General features: G+C 48.2%; 13 protein-coding genes. 10 read left to right on the top strand and 3 right to left on the bottom strand.

What is annotated here, in order from left to right:
• The first annotated feature begins 28 nt into the window (after positions 1 to 28).
• Both OCV81_RS00470 and OCV81_RS00465 read left to right on the top strand, forming a co-directional pair.
• A complete protein-coding gene (locus OCV81_RS00470; RefSeq protein ID WP_148327707.1) occupies positions 29 to 1,450 on the top strand; it encodes a DUF4374 domain-containing protein in 1,422 nt (473 codons plus the stop codon).
• A gap of 9 nt (positions 1,451 to 1,459) precedes the next feature.
• Positions 1,460 to 2,584, top strand: coding sequence for a PepSY-associated TM helix domain-containing protein (locus OCV81_RS00465; protein ID WP_148327706.1), 1,125 nt, complete (start codon positions 1,460 to 1,462; stop codon positions 2,582 to 2,584).
• Here the strand turns inward: OCV81_RS00465 and OCV81_RS00460 are convergent.
• Positions 2,574 to 3,299 carry a class I SAM-dependent methyltransferase gene (locus OCV81_RS00460; RefSeq protein ID WP_148327705.1) on the bottom strand — a complete coding sequence of 242 codons (726 nt, stop codon included), beginning with the start codon at positions 3,297 to 3,299 and terminating at the stop codon, positions 2,574 to 2,576. The two genes, OCV81_RS00465 and OCV81_RS00460, sit on opposite strands and share 11 nt — an antisense overlap.
• Positions 3,300 to 3,470: 171 nt before the next feature.
• On the opposite strand from OCV81_RS00460, the gene argR reads away from it, so the two are divergent.
• The 5 genes from argR to OCV81_RS00435 all read left to right on the top strand — a co-directional run bounded on the left by argR (position 3,471) and on the right by OCV81_RS00435 (position 8,008).
• Positions 3,471 to 3,953, top strand: coding sequence for an arginine repressor (gene argR, locus OCV81_RS00455; protein ID WP_148327704.1), 483 nt, complete (start codon positions 3,471 to 3,473; stop codon positions 3,951 to 3,953).
• Positions 3,954 to 3,968: 15 nt separating this feature from the next.
• A complete protein-coding gene (locus tag OCV81_RS00450) occupies positions 3,969 to 4,538 on the top strand; it encodes a GNAT family N-acetyltransferase (protein ID WP_072541565.1) in 570 nt (189 codons plus the stop codon).
• Positions 4,539 to 4,611: 73 nt separating this feature from the next.
• A complete protein-coding gene (locus tag OCV81_RS00445; RefSeq protein WP_148327703.1) occupies positions 4,612 to 5,820 on the top strand; it encodes an argininosuccinate synthase in 1,209 nt (402 codons plus the stop codon).
• Positions 5,817 to 6,785 carry an N-acetyl-gamma-glutamyl-phosphate reductase gene (gene argC, locus OCV81_RS00440; RefSeq protein WP_022353489.1) on the top strand — a complete coding sequence of 323 codons (969 nt, stop codon included), beginning with the start codon at positions 5,817 to 5,819 and terminating at the stop codon, positions 6,783 to 6,785. Before OCV81_RS00445 ends, argC begins: the two co-directional genes overlap by 4 nt.
• 98 nt (positions 6,786 to 6,883) lie before the next feature.
• Positions 6,884 to 8,008: an aspartate aminotransferase family protein gene (locus OCV81_RS00435; RefSeq protein ID WP_148327702.1), complete on the top strand. Its 1,125-nt coding sequence runs from the start codon at positions 6,884 to 6,886 to the stop codon at positions 8,006 to 8,008.
• Positions 8,009 to 8,079: 71 nt separating this feature from the next.
• On the opposite strand, the gene OCV81_RS00430 is transcribed toward OCV81_RS00435, so the two are convergent.
• The gene (locus OCV81_RS00430) at positions 8,080 to 9,510 is read right to left on the bottom strand and encodes a sialate O-acetylesterase (RefSeq protein ID WP_148327701.1); all 1,431 of its coding nucleotides are present in this window, start codon (positions 9,508 to 9,510) and stop codon (positions 8,080 to 8,082) included.
• A 140-nt stretch (positions 9,511 to 9,650) separates the two neighbouring features.
• On the opposite strand from OCV81_RS00430, the gene proC reads away from it, so the two are divergent.
• The gene (gene proC, locus OCV81_RS00425; RefSeq protein WP_262639833.1) at positions 9,651 to 10,529 is read left to right on the top strand and encodes a pyrroline-5-carboxylate reductase; all 879 of its coding nucleotides are present in this window, start codon (positions 9,651 to 9,653) and stop codon (positions 10,527 to 10,529) included.
• A 55-nt stretch (positions 10,530 to 10,584) separates the two neighbouring features.
• A complete protein-coding gene (locus tag OCV81_RS00420; protein WP_148327699.1) occupies positions 10,585 to 10,812 on the top strand; it encodes a hypothetical protein in 228 nt (75 codons plus the stop codon).
• Positions 10,813 to 10,815: 3 nt separating this feature from the next.
• On the opposite strand, the gene OCV81_RS00415 is transcribed toward OCV81_RS00420, so the two are convergent.
• Complete coding sequence (locus OCV81_RS00415; RefSeq protein WP_148327698.1) at positions 10,816 to 12,165, bottom strand: MATE family efflux transporter; 1,350 nt, start codon at positions 12,163 to 12,165, stop codon at positions 10,816 to 10,818.
• 176 nt (positions 12,166 to 12,341) lie between these two features.
• On the opposite strand from OCV81_RS00415, the gene OCV81_RS00410 reads away from it, so the two are divergent.
• Positions 12,342 to 14,507, top strand: a complete 2,166-nt coding sequence (locus OCV81_RS00410; RefSeq protein WP_148327697.1) for an alpha-N-acetylglucosaminidase — start codon at positions 12,342 to 12,344, stop codon at positions 14,505 to 14,507.
• The last annotated feature ends 23 nt before the right edge of the window (positions 14,508 to 14,530 follow it).

Raw genomic sequence — 14,530 nt, 5'->3', positions numbered from 1 at the left:
TCATCTATCACAATAAAAATACAAGTATATGACCACAAAAAACTGGATGCTGGGCCTAGGCATGTTCTGCATGGGAGGCCTGTTCGCAGGGTGTCAAAAAGAAAACAATGACCCCACCTTCAACAACCACAACAACTTCAAAGGGAATTATGTCATTCCGGTCACTGCCGGAGGAACCTCTTATCTGCTCACGGCAGAAAGCCTGGATGAAGGAAAAATCTCGGTGCTCAACAACGGAAAAGAGTTTCAAGAACAGATTTCCTACTGGATTTTCTATGACCAGAATTACTTTTTCGGCATCAAATACAACGACGGTTCGCAAGGCACCGGAGGCTGCTATTACCTGGATGCGAACAACGTACCCCAGAAGAAATACAGCTATACCTTCAACCGCTTCACGACTTACGGCACCTGGGGCGACAACGTGATTACCGTATCGACCGGCAACACCAAACAGACCGACAGTCAGGGTAATGCGGCACAAGGTTTTTTATTTAACTACTTGAATGCGAAAGATGGTACTACCAGTACCAACCAACAGGATATTTTGGCCGAGAACTTTTTAGGAAATGGTGAAAAGGTAACTATGGCCGGATTTGTGGAAGCCAACGGAAAGCTCTACACCTCTATTATTCCCATGGGTATGAGTCACTATGGAGTGAACACCTGGCCCGACAAAGTGTTGAGTCAAGACTATGTAGCAACCGGTACCGGCGGCTCAGGAAGCGGTAAATATACTGCCGGACAGATTCCTTCTACCCAATATCCGGATAATGCTTATATTGCCATTTACAGCGGCAGCAACTTTGATGAAGAACCGGTTATTGCGACAACAGACAAGATTGGTTTTGCCTGCGGACGCATGCGTTCTCAGTACTATCAGACCATTTGGAGCGACGATGACGGTAACTTGTATGTATTTTCAGGAGGATATGGACGTACGGCTACCCAGCCTGCAGCTGATGCCAACTTAAAGGCAAAGGTACAAGGTACACTTCCTTCAGGCGTCGTGCGCATCCCAGCCGGAAGTACTGCCTTCGATGAGTATTATTGCAACCTGGAAACGATGAGCGGTGCGAGCGGCCATCCGTTGTTCCGCTGCTGGCACGTAGGTGGCGATTATTTCCTGCTCAATAATTACGGATGCAGCATTGAAGAGGTAGCCACACTGGGAACCAATGCACCTAAAAATGAGCTAGTGATATTCAAAGCCAGCGAAAAGAAGCTGATTCCTATTACAGGATTGCCTGACATGAACCTGATTTCTTCTTTCGGAAATTCTCCTTATCTGGAAAATCAGTATTTTTATATTCCGGTACTAACTACCGAAGAAGGTGCTACTCCCACATTCTATAAAATCAATCCTCAAACAGGAGAAGCTGTAAAAGGACTGGAAGTGGAAGCCGATGAAATTACAACAGTAGGTAAAATTGCATTAACTCAACAATAACATTTAGAAATGAGAAAATTATTCGGGAAAATACACCTCTGGCTTTCTATTCCAGTGGGAATTATTCTTTCCATTATTTGTTTCTCGGGAGCTGCACTGGTATTCGAAAAGGAAATCACTCAGGCATGTAAGCCTCATTTATATAAGGTAAGCGTTCCGGAAGGGAACGCTGCCGCTCTTCCACCTTCACAACTGATTGCACGCATAAAGGAGCAGACCGCCGATTCACTCAAGCTAACCTCACTGCAATATTCGGGAAAAGCCGATGAGGCAGCTACGGTGACTTTCAAAAACTCAGGCAGAAAAAGTCTGAGTGTGAATCCGTACACGGGAGAGGTGAACGGATGGATAGAAGGAAACGATTTTTTTCAAACCATGCGGAAACTGCATCGCTGGCTGCTGAACCCTCCACCGCAGAAAGGAGCTTCCTCTGTAGGGAAAATGATAGTCGGCATCTCCACCCTGCTGATGGTCGTGATTCTTGTCAGTGGCCTTGTTATCTGGTGGCCCCGAACTCGAAAAGCGTTAAATAACCGGCTGAAGGTTTCATGCCGCAAAGGATGGTGCCGTTTCTGGTATGACAGCCATGTAGCTTTGGGCTTTTATTCTACCCTCTTCCTGCTGATCATGGCACTTACCGGGCTCACCTGGTCGTTTGGCTGGTATCGCTCGTTTGCTTACGGGCTTTTTGGAGGAAACACTTCGAAGCAGGCCCAAACTCACGGGACTTCTCTCCCACAAAAGGAAAACGATGCACGTGCCAAGAAAGGAGGAAAGAAACAAACCGATTATACGGCTTGGGACAAAGCAATCCAGGAAGTACAGGCAAAATACACCGGCTACACTTCGCTCCGTATAGAAGAAAAAAAGATACAAGTTATCCAGGGACAGCAATTACGCCGTACGGATACCCTGAAATTCAATCCGAAAAGCGGAGAGATTACAGAAACCACAACCTATGCGGAAGTGCCTCGCGCACAGAAACTGAAAGGCTGGTTCTATGCCTTCCACACCGGAAGCTGGGGAGGTATCTATACAAAGATACTCTATTTCCTGGCAGCTTTTATCGGAGGCGTACTTCCACTCAGCGGGTATTATTTATGGTTGAAGAAGAAACAAAGAGCTACAAGGTGAGTTTGGCCAAATAGTCATAATGACTGCCTTCCTTCACAAGTTCGGCCTTGAAGCCATATTGGGAGGCATACAGACTCAACGTATTGAAATCCACATACAGCCAGTCGAATGCTTCCCCTTTTATTTGTTTGTATTGCATCCGGAAGTCCAGCTGTCCATAATAATCGGCCGCCAAATCCACCACGAAACTCCCGTCCTCTTCCTCAAACAGGTATCTCAGGTCACTGGAATCCATCAGGATGGAGCCTCCGGGATTCAGCAGCAGCTTTATCCGTTGGAAGAAAGTCCCGAAATTTTCCACCCGACCAATGATGCCCGAACCGTTCATCAGCATCAGGATGGTATCAAAACGCTCTACAAAATGCGGGTCGAACAAATTCACCAGCCGTGCATCCACTCCGCGGGCCTGCATCACTTCCACCGAAAGCGGTGAAATGTCGATAGCCACCGACTTCTTTCCCATTTCCTGCAAAGCCAGCGAATGACATCCGCTACCTGCACCTACATCCAGAATCTTTCCTTCCGCCAGTTCCAAGGCCGTCTGCTCCAGCACAGGCATGTGGGCATACGTGCGGAACAATTCTTTCACCGGAATCTCATCCTCTTCAAACTGAGAAGAGAATACCCTCAACTTTCCGGCTTTCCCAGTCTTGAAATAATCATATATCGCAGTCCCCATCGGGTCCTTCTCTTTTTGCAAGATTGTGGTTTCCATTGTCATCTTCCTTTATATAAAACTGCACAAAGATACAAAACAAATTCCATTTTGGTTATTTATTCATTATATTCATGCATTTTTCAGAGAAACGCCCTAAAAAAGTAAGAATTTATGCATGATATTCAAAATATATCCGTATTTTTGCAGCCGTAAAAGAATAATTATACAATGAAGAACAAGAATAGCAGACTTGATTCCATTAAAATGATCATCTCCAGCAAGGAGATTGGAAGTCAAGACGAACTCTTGCAAGAGTTGACGAAAGAAGGATTCCAATTGACACAAGCCACCCTGTCACGCGACTTAAAACAGCTGAAAGTGGCCAAAGCCGCCAGTATGAACGGAAACTATGTGTATGTACTCCCCAACAACACGATGTACAAGCGCATGACCGAACCGCAGAAAGCCAGCGAAATGCTGCGTCACAATGGTTTCATCTCTATCGAGTTCTCCAACAACATCGCCGTAATCAAGACTCGCCCCGGTTACGCCAGCAGCCTGGCATACGACATTGACATGCACAACTTCCATGAAATCATCGGCACTATTGCCGGCGATGACACTATCATGTTAGTAGTACGCGAAAACTGTACCCGCACGGAAGTCAAGCATGCCCTTGCAAATATCATCCCGAATATAAACCAACTATAACTGATAAGAACAAGAATGGAACCTACTAAACAAATTGATGTAATGGTAGCCGACGCCTCACACGAGGTTTATGTTGACACAATATTGGACACGATTAGAGAAGCCGCTAAAGTCCGTGGTACGGGTATTGCCGAACGTACACACGAATATGTAGCTACCAAGATGAAGGAGGGGAAAGCCATCATCGCTTTATGCGGAGACGACTTTGCCGGATTTACTTACATCGAATCATGGGGTAACAAACAATATGTGGCTACCTCCGGATTGATTGTCCATCCGAAATACAGAGGTCTGGGACTGGCCAAACGTATCAAACACGCTTCGTTCACCCTGGCCCGCCTGCGATGGCCGAAAGCCAAGATTTTCAGTCTGACTTCAGGAGCCGCCGTGATGAAAATGAACACGGAACTGGGCTATGTGCCGGTCACCTTCAATGAACTGACAGACGATGAATCATTCTGGAAGGGATGCGAAGGCTGCATCAACCACGAAATCCTGATGGCCAAGAAGCGTAAGTTCTGTATCTGCACCGCCATGCTCTACGACCCGGCCCTGCACACAGATGACAAAGTGAACAATTTCTAAAATACAAAAATAACTGACGACGAAGCCTCTCCCCAAACTACTCCGGAAGACTTCTCCCTAAAAAATAAAGACCATGGAAGAAAAGAAAAAAGTTGTCGTTGCTTTCAGCGGCGGATTGGATACATCTTTCACCGTGATGTACCTGGCAAAAGAAAAAGGATATGAAGTATATGCAGCTTGTGCCAACACCGGCGGATTCAGTCCCGAGCAGCTGAAGAAAAACGAAGAAAATGCATACAAACTGGGAGCCACGAAATATGTCACCATCGATGTAACCCAGGAATACTACGAAAAGAGTCTGAAATACATGATATTCGGTAACGTACTCCGTAACGGAACCTACCCTATCTCTGTAAGTTCTGAACGAATCTTCCAAGCACTGGCTATTGCCCGCTATGCCAACGAAATCGGTGCACACGCCATTGCACACGGTTCTACAGGTGCCGGAAACGATCAGGTTCGTTTCGACATGACCTTCCTGGTAATGGCTCCGGGTGTGGAAATCATCACTCTGACACGTGATATGGCATTAAGCCGTGACTATGAAATCAACTACCTGAAAGAACATGGATTTGAGGCTGACTTCACCAAACTGAAATATTCTTACAACGTGGGGATTTGGGGAACTTCCATCTGCGGCGGCGAGATTCTGGACTCTACACAGGGATTGCCGGAAAGTGCTTACCTGAAACAGGTGAGCAAGAAAGGCAGCGAACTGTTGAAACTGGAATTCAAGAAAGGAGAGCTGTATGCCGTCAACGGTGTCATCTTCGACGACAAAATCAAAGCTATCCAGAAAGTGGAAGAAATCGGTGCAGCTTACGGTATCGGACGTGACATGCATGTAGGCGACACTATCATCGGTATCAAGGGACGTGTAGGTTTCGAAGCAGCCGCTCCGATGCTGATTATCGGTGCCCACAAATTCCTGGAAAAATATACCTTGAGCAAATGGCAGCAGTACTGGAAAGACCAGGTAGCCAACTGGTATGGCATGTTCCTGCATGAAAGCCAGTACCTGGAACCTGTGATGCGCGATATCGAAGCCATGCTGCAGGAATCACAGCGTAACGTGAACGGAACTGCCATTCTGGAACTTCGTCCGTACTGCTTCTCTACCGTGGGCGTAGACTCTAAAGACGACTTGGTAAAGAACAAGTTCGGAGAATATGGTGAAATGCAGAAAGGATGGACGGCTGAAGATGCCAAAGGTTTCATCAAAGTGCTTTCCACTCCGCTTCGTGCGTATTATGCAAACCATAAAGACGAGGCCAATATATGATTAAAGTAGGAATTATAGGAGGTGCAGGATATACAGCAGGCGAACTGATTCGCCTGCTCATCAACCACCCGGATGTAGAAATCAAATTCATCAACAGTTCCAGCAATGCCGGCAACAAGATTACCGATGTGCACGAAGGACTGTATGGGGAAACCGACTTGGTATTCACCGATGAACTTCCGCTCGATACCATCGATGTGCTGTTCTTCTGTACGGCACACGGAGATACAAAGAAGTTCATGGAAAGCCACAATGTGCCAGAGGATTTGAAAATCATCGACCTCTCCATGGACTACCGCATCAAGTCGGACGACCACGACTTCGTATACGGTCTGCCGGAACTGAACCGCCGGACTATCTGCCAAAGCAAGCACGTGGCCAATCCGGGCTGTTTTGCCACTTGCATCCAGCTGGGTCTGTTGCCGCTGGCCAAACACCTGATGCTGAACGACGACATCATGGTCAACGCCATTACGGGAAGTACCGGAGCCGGTGTCAAACCGGGAGCTACCAGCCACTTCAGCTGGCGCAACAACAACCTCAGCATCTACAAACCGTTCGCACATCAGCATGTACCGGAAATCAAACAGTCGCTGAAACAGTTGCAGAACAGCTTCCATTCTGAAATCGACTTCATCCCTTATAGAGGTGATTTCCCGCGCGGCATCTTCGCCACCATCGTAGTGAAAACGAAAGTGGAACTGGAAGAAATCGTGAAGATGTACGAAGAATACTATGCGGAAGATTCTTTCACCCACATCGTGGACAAGAACATCGACCTGAAGCAGGTGGTCAACACCAACAAATGTTTGATTCATCTGGAGAAGCACGGTGACAAGCTGCTTATCGTTTCCTGCATCGATAACTTGCTGAAAGGAGCCAGCGGTCAGGCAGTACACAACATGAACCTGATGTTCAACCTGGAAGAAACCGTAGGACTGAAACTGAAGCCAAGTGCGTTCTAAATCAATGAATAATGAATAATGAATAATTAAAAATGAATGCCCAAACAGAATCCGTTGATTCCGTCTGTTAATTATTCATTCTTAATCTTAATATGAGTATGAAATTATTCGACGTATATCCTCTCTTCGATGTCAATATCGTCAAGGGAAAAGGCTGTCACGTATGGGACGACAAAGGCCAGGAATACCTTGACCTCTACGGAGGCCATGCCGTAATCTCCATCGGCCACGCACATCCTCACTACGTGGAAGCCATCAGCAAACAAGTAGCCACATTGGGATTCTATTCCAATTCCGTCATCAACAAACTGCAGCAGGAAGTAGCCGACCGTCTGGGAGCCATCAGCGGCTACGACGATTACCAGCTTTTCCTGATTAACTCCGGAGCAGAAGCCAACGAAAATGCCTTGAAACTGGCCTCTTTTTATAACGGACGTACCCGTGTCGTCTCTTTCGCCAAAGCGTTCCACGGACGTACTTCATTGGCGGTAGAAGTGACCAACAACCCGAAAATCATTGCTCCTATCAATGACAACGGTCATGTCACCTACCTTCCGCTGAACGATACCGAAGCTTTGAAAGCCGAACTGGCCAAGGGCGATGTCTGTGCAGTAATCATCGAAGGCATTCAGGGTGTAGGCGGTATTCAGGTACCCGACACCGATTTCATGAAAGCCATGCGCCAGGCCTGCGACGAAACCAACACAGTATTGATTCTCGATGAAATCCAATCCGGTTACGGACGAAGTGGTAAATTCTTCGCCCACCAGTACAACGGTATCCGCCCGGACATGATTACCGTAGCCAAAGGTATCGGCAACGGCTTCCCGATGGCCGCCGTATTAATCAGTCCTAAATTCACCCCGGTGTACGGACAGCTGGGAACCACCTTCGGAGGCAACCACTTGGCTTGTGCGGCCGCCGTCGCCGTACTTGATGTAATGAAGGAAGAGAATCTGGTAGAGAATGCGGCTAAAGTGGGTACCCACCTGCTGGAAGAACTGAAAAAGTTCAAAGGCATCAAGGAAGTACGCGGACGTGGTCTGATGATTGGACTGGAATTTGAAGAGCCCATCAAGGAACTCCGCAAGCAACTCCTGTTCGAACAGAAAGTATTTACCGGAGTCAGTGGAACCAACGTGCTTCGTCTGCTTCCTCCGCTCTGTCTGAGCATGCAGGAAGCCGATGACTTCCTGACCCGTTTGCAACACGTCATGAAATAAGAAACAAAAAAATCTCCTTATTCTGCCGAAACCACACGAATAAGGAGATTTTTGTTTTAAGTCCCTTCAAATTATTCCCAATCATCCGTACGGAACGGATACAAAGGAAGCTCACGCAGATTGGCTACGTTACCCGGCTGGAAGTCACGGAAACAATAACGCACGGCTACGGGCTGTGCCACTTTGTCGCAGGTCACCTTTATCTGCAGGTTATTGAAAACTTCCGCTTTGGCCGGATAAAACACCTTGTCGCTTCCAGCCACTTCAAAACCTTCCATCCCCGACAAGCGGTTAAATCCTTCCTCCGCATGGTCAAATGAAAGAATTACCGCTCCGTCTTTCACTTCCATCGACTTATACACCGGTCCGTATGCCTCAATTCCCGGCACATGATACGTCTTGCTCAGCGCCATATAAGCCAGACGCTTTCCCACATCGGTCTTATTTTTCGGATGCACATTTTTCATTTCATAAGGTTCCACCAAATCGTTGGTCGAAATCATGCCACTGTTCGAGATGAGCGCCTGTGCCTTGAACTGTGCTTCACGCAACAAGGCACAACCTGTGGTCTCCGTAGAATTGAACGGAGCAATCTCCACATAATAGAACGGAAGTTCTCCCAGTCCCCATTCCTTGCGCCAGAGTTCTACCATGGTTTTCATGCGTTCAGCATACGTCTTGTGCTTTCCGACATTCGATTCACCCTGATACCACAGGAAACCTTTAATCGTATAATTCTGCAACGGCTTGAGCATACCGTTATACATCAACGTCGGACTCAGGTAATGCCACCAGTCATGTCCGTCTTCCTTACGGATATCCTTCTTCAAATCAATATCGGGGTACTGCGCCACGATTTCACGGGGCAACCAGCCTTCCACCATGGAACCTCCCCAGCTGCAATTGATAATGCCCACCGGAATATCCAGCACCTGGTTCATCATCATGGCAAAATTAAAAGCCGTAGCACTGAAGGCAGGCGCATTTTCCGGATTGCTCACCTTCCAGTTTCCCTTACACTCTTCAACGGGTTGCAATTGTCCGTTCTTTTCGACAGTAGCTACCCGAATGCCTTTCCACTTCGAGGCAGTGGCAATGGTTTCATTGGCTCCTGCGATCGGACAATTCCAAAATCCACGGAGAGGCATCTCCATGTTCGACTGTCCCGAACAGAACCATACTTCTCCCACCAGCACATTGTTCAGTTTCACTTCCTCTCCATCGGAAATGGAAATCGTATAGGTCTGGTAACTGGCCGTCGGTGTCTGGATTTTAGCCACCCATTTTCCCTCCGCATCCGCGGTTACCTTATATACTTCCCGGTTCCACGACGGGCGGATGGTTACTTCGGCATTGGCATTCGCCTTTCCCCACAAACAAGCCTCGGTCTGCTGCTGCAATACCATATTGTCACTCACAATGTCAGGCAACGTAATCTTGCCCCATGCACCTGCCTGCATCAGCAACAGGCAGGCACTTACCATCCATTTCTTTGTTTTCATGATAGATTCATTCAGGTTTTCAATCTCAATATGCATCCGCAAAAGCAAGCACCCGCTTTCGGGATAGTCTGACAAAGTTAAAGCTTCTCATGAGATAATGACCATACTTTTCACTAAAGTTTTCCCTACTGGACAAAGAAATGGCTACGCTCCCCCTCGCGAACAGCCAAAATAAATACCATTATATAGCCAGACTCCCATTTTTAATTATAACTTTGCAGATAAACAACTCAAACTTGAAAAATATGAAAGTAGCAATCATCGGAGCCGGAAACATGGGAGGTGCCATTGCCCGTGGTCTGGCCAACGGACATTATATTCAGGCACAACAGATAGCGGTATCCAATCCCAGTGCCGGAAAACTGGAAGCGCTGAAAGCGGAATTTCCCGCCATCCACGTAACTCATTCCAACAAGGAAGCGGCCGAAGATGCCGACATCGTCATCGTAGCTGTAAAACCCTGGAAGGTGGAAGAAGTGCTGAAACCCTTGAGACTGAGGCAACCCCAGGCACTGGTATCCGTAGCTGCCGGACTGACGATTGAAGACCTGGCCCACTTCGTGGACCCGGAAATGCCGATTTTCCGCGTCATCCCGAACACGGCCATCTCGGAAGGAGCCAGCATGACCCTGATTGCCGCACGCAATGCTTCGGAAGAACAGGTGGCAGGCATGACTGCCTTGTTCAACGAGATGGGGCGTTCCATGCTGATTGACGAAAAGCTGTTTGCGGCTGCCACCTCACTGACTTCCTGTGGCATTGCCTACGTACTGAAATACGTGCAGGCTGCCATGCAGGCTGGAGTGGAACTGGGCATCAAGCCCCACGACGCGCAGACCATGCTGGCACAGACACTGGAGGGAGCCGCCCAACTGCTGCTGAACAATGAGCACGCACATCCGGCTACTGAAATAGAAAAGGTAACCACTCCGGGGGGCATCACCATCAAAGGCATCAACTCGCTGGAACACGACGGTTTCACGTCGGCCATCATTCGTGCCATCAAGGCCAGTTTGTAAACAAATTCTACAGGGGGCTTCGTGCTCCCTCTTTTCTCACTCAACCTGAATCGACATGAAAAACAACATTCTTATCACCATGGGTATCCTGGTATTGCTGGGTATAGCCATACAAGGCTTGTTCGGAATCGTGGCGGGCGTCTTTCTTTCCGCCATCCTGGGTATTGTGTACGGAGCTGTTAAAAAGAACAAGCGGTTCCTGCGCTGGTCGGTCATCGCACTTACCATCGACATCATCTGCATCATTCTGTTCTATTTCTGCCTGATTCAATCGGACATGTAGCTTTTACTTCACAAAACCTTTTTTCGCCCATTTCAGGCTGTTCCATCGTTTCACAAAGATAAAGGCACGGATATTCTCGTCGAGCAGGAAAGCACACCACATACCGACCAGTCCCCAGCCCAAATGAATACCGAACAGATAGCTGAGTCCAACAGAGACCGTCCACTGCACAATCAGGCCGACATAGAACGGGAAATTCACATCACCAGCCGAACGGAGGGCATTCGTGGCATAGATATTTACGGCACGTCCAATCTCCACAATGACATCGACAATCAGAATGGTCACACCCAAGCGGATGATGTGCTCGTTATCGGTAAGCAGGCTGAAAATGGTATGGCCGAAGATGGCCCAGATGCACGAAAGCCCCAAGGACACCAGAATGGACAGGCGCATCACGTATTTTCCTAACAGATAGGCCGCGCGAATTTTCTTCTGTCCCACCAGATGTCCGATACTGATGGCCCCACCCTGTGCCATAGCGATGGCAAACAGGTAGACAAACATGGTGGTATTCACCGTATAGGTACGGGTGGCCAGCGAATCGTTTCCCAGAATATTAATCAGATAAGTAATCACCACCTGCGAGAAGCTGTACGACATGTTCTCGCCCGCCGAAGGTAATCCCACCTTCAACAGATTTTTCAACTCTTTCCACGGGAAAGGACGGAACAGGGCCAGCGGGAAAGAAGGAATATGTTTCTTGAACAGGATGACAAACAACACAATCATGCTGACGCCTCGGGCAATGGAGGTAGAAATAGCCGCTCCTTCCGCTCCCATGGCAGGAAGACCGAACTTACCGAAAATCAGGGAATAGTTTCCGATGATGTTCATCACATTGACCAGCACGGTGACCAGCATGGGATAGATGGCCTTGTTCGCACTACGGAGCGAAGCGGAGATGGTCAGCGAAATAGCCTGAAAGAAGGCAAAGGCTCCCACAATCTCCATGTAACCAATACCGTACTTCAACAGTTCCGGACGCAGTCCCATCCAGCCCAGCAAGGTAGTAGCCCCATAATGCAGAATGGCACTGACCAGAATACCCACCACCAGATTCAGCAACAGAGACACCCCTACCACCTGCACCATCTTGTTCTTCAATCCGGCACCCAGATACTGTGAACATAGCACCGACGTACCGATATTGATGACCTCGAAAATGAGGAAAGCAAACATCACAATCTGGTTCACCACACCTACCGCTGCCACACTCTCGTCGGAGTACTGGCTCAGCATGATGGTGTCTACTGCCCCCAGCATCATAATCAATAAAGTCTCAATGAAGATAGGAATCACAAGCTTCGTCAAGCCCTTCCGGATGTTCGTCTGTTGAATTGTCTGTTCCACGTGTTAACTCTCTAAAAACATTGCAAAAATACGATATTTGCCTCAGAGAGTGTCTTGACATAGGTCAATTTCAGGCCCTCCCCCTCACATTGTACTATTTTCCCCCTTTTCTTGACTATTTTCCCCCTTATATTACGTATAAAATATGAATTTTGTAACACTTAAAAATGAATATTATGAAAATCAAACGACTTCTACTTTTCCTTTTAGCATGTCTTTGCATACCATTCAGTCTATGGAGTAATCCTGTTGACGGACTTTTGGAAAGAATCTGTCCGGGAGCATCCCACAAGTTTATCATACAATTGCAAAAAGGTGGAAACGACTTTTTCGAGCTTGACCAGAAAGGCAACAAGGTCGTCATCCGGGGAAACAATTACGTGAACATTGCCACCGGACTCAACTGGTACCTGAAATATTACGCAGGTATCCATCTGTCGTGGAACGGGATGACTGCCCAGCTGCCGGAAAGTCTGCCGAAAGTAGACACACCGCTCCGTAAGGAAACCAACCTCTCACTGAGATACGATTTCAACTACTGCACCTACTCTTATACCATGGCATTCTGGGACTGGAACCGTTGGGAAAAGGAAATCGACTGGATGGCTTTGCACGGCATCAACCTTCCGCTGGCAGCCGTAGGTCAGGAATGTGTGTGGAAGAACATGCTGGCCAAATTAGGTTATACGAAAGAAGAAATCAACAAGTTCATCGCAGGGCCGGCCTTCCTCGCCTGGTGGGCCATGAACAACCTGGAAGGATGGGGCGGTCCCAATCCGGACAGCTGGTATACACAGCAGGAAGCCTTGCAGAAAAAAATTCTGAAACGCATGCGTGAGTACGGCATCGAACCGGTATTCCCCGGTTATTCCGGAATGGTTCCCCACGATGCCAACCAAAAACTGGGACTGAACGTGACAGAACCGAAGTTATGGAACGGATTTACCCGCCCGGCGTTCTTGCTGCCCACCGACTCCCGCTTCAAGGAAATTGCCGCATTATACTATAAGGAACAGGAAAAACTGTTCGGCAAAGCCAACTACTACTCCATGGACCCGTTCCATGAACTTGAAGATGCAGGAAGCGTAGATTTCGATGCTGCCGGAAAAGCCGTGCTTCACGCCATGAAGGCAGTCAATCCGAAGGCCACATGGGTCATTCAGGGATGGACAGAAAATCCGCGTCCGGAAATGATCAAGAACCTGAACAACGGCGACATCCTGATTCTGGATTTGTTCAGCGAATGCCGCCCGATGTGGGGTATCCCTTCCATCTGGAAACGTGAAAAAGGTTATGAACAGCACGACTGGCTGTTCTGTATGCTAGAAAACTTCGGAGGCAACATAGGCTTGCACGGACGTATGGACCAGCTGCTGAACAATTTCTATCTTACCAAAAACAATCCGCTGGCGGCCCACCTCAAAGGTATCGGCCTGACCATGGAAGGCAGTGAAAACAATCCGGTGATGTTCGAACTGATGTGCGAACTTCCCTGGCGCCCGGAGAAATTCACCAAGGAAGAATGGCTGAAAGGCTACATCAAGGCCCGCTACGGCACGTACGATGAAACGGTGGCCAAAGCATGGGACATCCTGGCAAACGGCATCTATAACTGCCCGTTCGGCAACAACCAGCAGGGTACTCACGAATCCATCTTCTGCGGCCGTCCGAGCCTGAACAACTTCCAAGCTTCCAGCTGGTCAAAAATGGAAAACTATTATGACCCGACTACCACGGAAGACGCTGCCCGCCTGATGCTGGAAGTGGCCGACAAATACAAAGGCAACAACAACTTCGAATATGACCTGGTAGACATCGTCCGCCAGTCCTTGTCCGACAGAGGACGCATCGTCTACAACCAGACGGTAGCCGACTTCAAGAGCTTCGACAAGAAAAGTTTCGCGGCTCACTCTCAGGAATTCCTGAATATCCTGCTGGCGCAGGACCGTCTGCTGGCTACAAGAAGCGAATTCCGCGTAGGACGCTGGATTGAGCAGGCCCGTAACCTCGGAACCACACCGGAAGAAAAAGACCTGTACGAATGGAACGCCCGCGTACAAATCACCACCTGGGGCGACCGTGTATGTGCCAACGACGGAGGTCTCCGCGACTATGCCCACAAAGAATGGAACGGGATACTGAAGGATTTCTACTACAAACGCTGGGCAGCCTACTGGCAGACACTTCAGGATGTATTGGACGGAAAACCGATGGTAGAGCTGGATTATTATGCCATGGAGGAACCGTGGACAGTGGCTCACAACCCGTATCCGGCAAAAGGAGAAGGTGATTGCATCAGTGTAGCGAAAGAAGTTTTCAACGAGGTATTTAAAGATAAATAAAGAATCGGGAAGTAACCTTAAAA

This window comes from Phocaeicola fibrisolvens, from assembly GCF_025567125.1.
In the GTDB taxonomy this organism is placed as follows: Bacteria; Bacteroidota; Bacteroidia; order Bacteroidales; family Bacteroidaceae; genus Phocaeicola; species Phocaeicola fibrisolvens.
The sequence above is the reverse complement of the archived record's forward strand: the minus strand, read 5'-3'. Positions and strand labels throughout refer to the sequence as shown.

Bases quoted from the DNA above. Each gene is read 5' to 3' on its own strand.
- OCV81_RS00470 (WP_148327707.1), top strand. From the start codon at position 29: ATGACCACAAAAAACTGGATGCTGGGCCTAGGCATGTTCTGCATGGGA.
- OCV81_RS00465 (WP_148327706.1), top strand. From the start codon at position 1,460: ATGAGAAAATTATTCGGGAAAATACACCTCTGGCTTTCTATTCCAGTG.
- OCV81_RS00460 (WP_148327705.1), bottom strand. From the start codon at position 3,299: ATGGAAACCACAATCTTGCAAAAAGAGAAGGACCCGATGGGGACTGCG.
- argR (WP_148327704.1), top strand. From the start codon at position 3,471: ATGAAGAACAAGAATAGCAGACTTGATTCCATTAAAATGATCATCTCC.
- OCV81_RS00450 (WP_072541565.1), top strand. From the start codon at position 3,969: ATGGAACCTACTAAACAAATTGATGTAATGGTAGCCGACGCCTCACAC.
- OCV81_RS00445 (WP_148327703.1), top strand. From the start codon at position 4,612: ATGGAAGAAAAGAAAAAAGTTGTCGTTGCTTTCAGCGGCGGATTGGAT.
- argC (WP_022353489.1), top strand. From the start codon at position 5,817: ATGATTAAAGTAGGAATTATAGGAGGTGCAGGATATACAGCAGGCGAA.
- OCV81_RS00435 (WP_148327702.1), top strand. From the start codon at position 6,884: ATGAAATTATTCGACGTATATCCTCTCTTCGATGTCAATATCGTCAAG.
- OCV81_RS00430 (WP_148327701.1), bottom strand. From the start codon at position 9,510: ATGAAAACAAAGAAATGGATGGTAAGTGCCTGCCTGTTGCTGATGCAG.
- proC (WP_262639833.1), top strand. From the start codon at position 9,651: ATGGCTACGCTCCCCCTCGCGAACAGCCAAAATAAATACCATTATATA.
- OCV81_RS00420 (WP_148327699.1), top strand. From the start codon at position 10,585: ATGAAAAACAACATTCTTATCACCATGGGTATCCTGGTATTGCTGGGT.
- OCV81_RS00410 (WP_148327697.1), top strand. From the start codon at position 12,342: ATGAAAATCAAACGACTTCTACTTTTCCTTTTAGCATGTCTTTGCATA.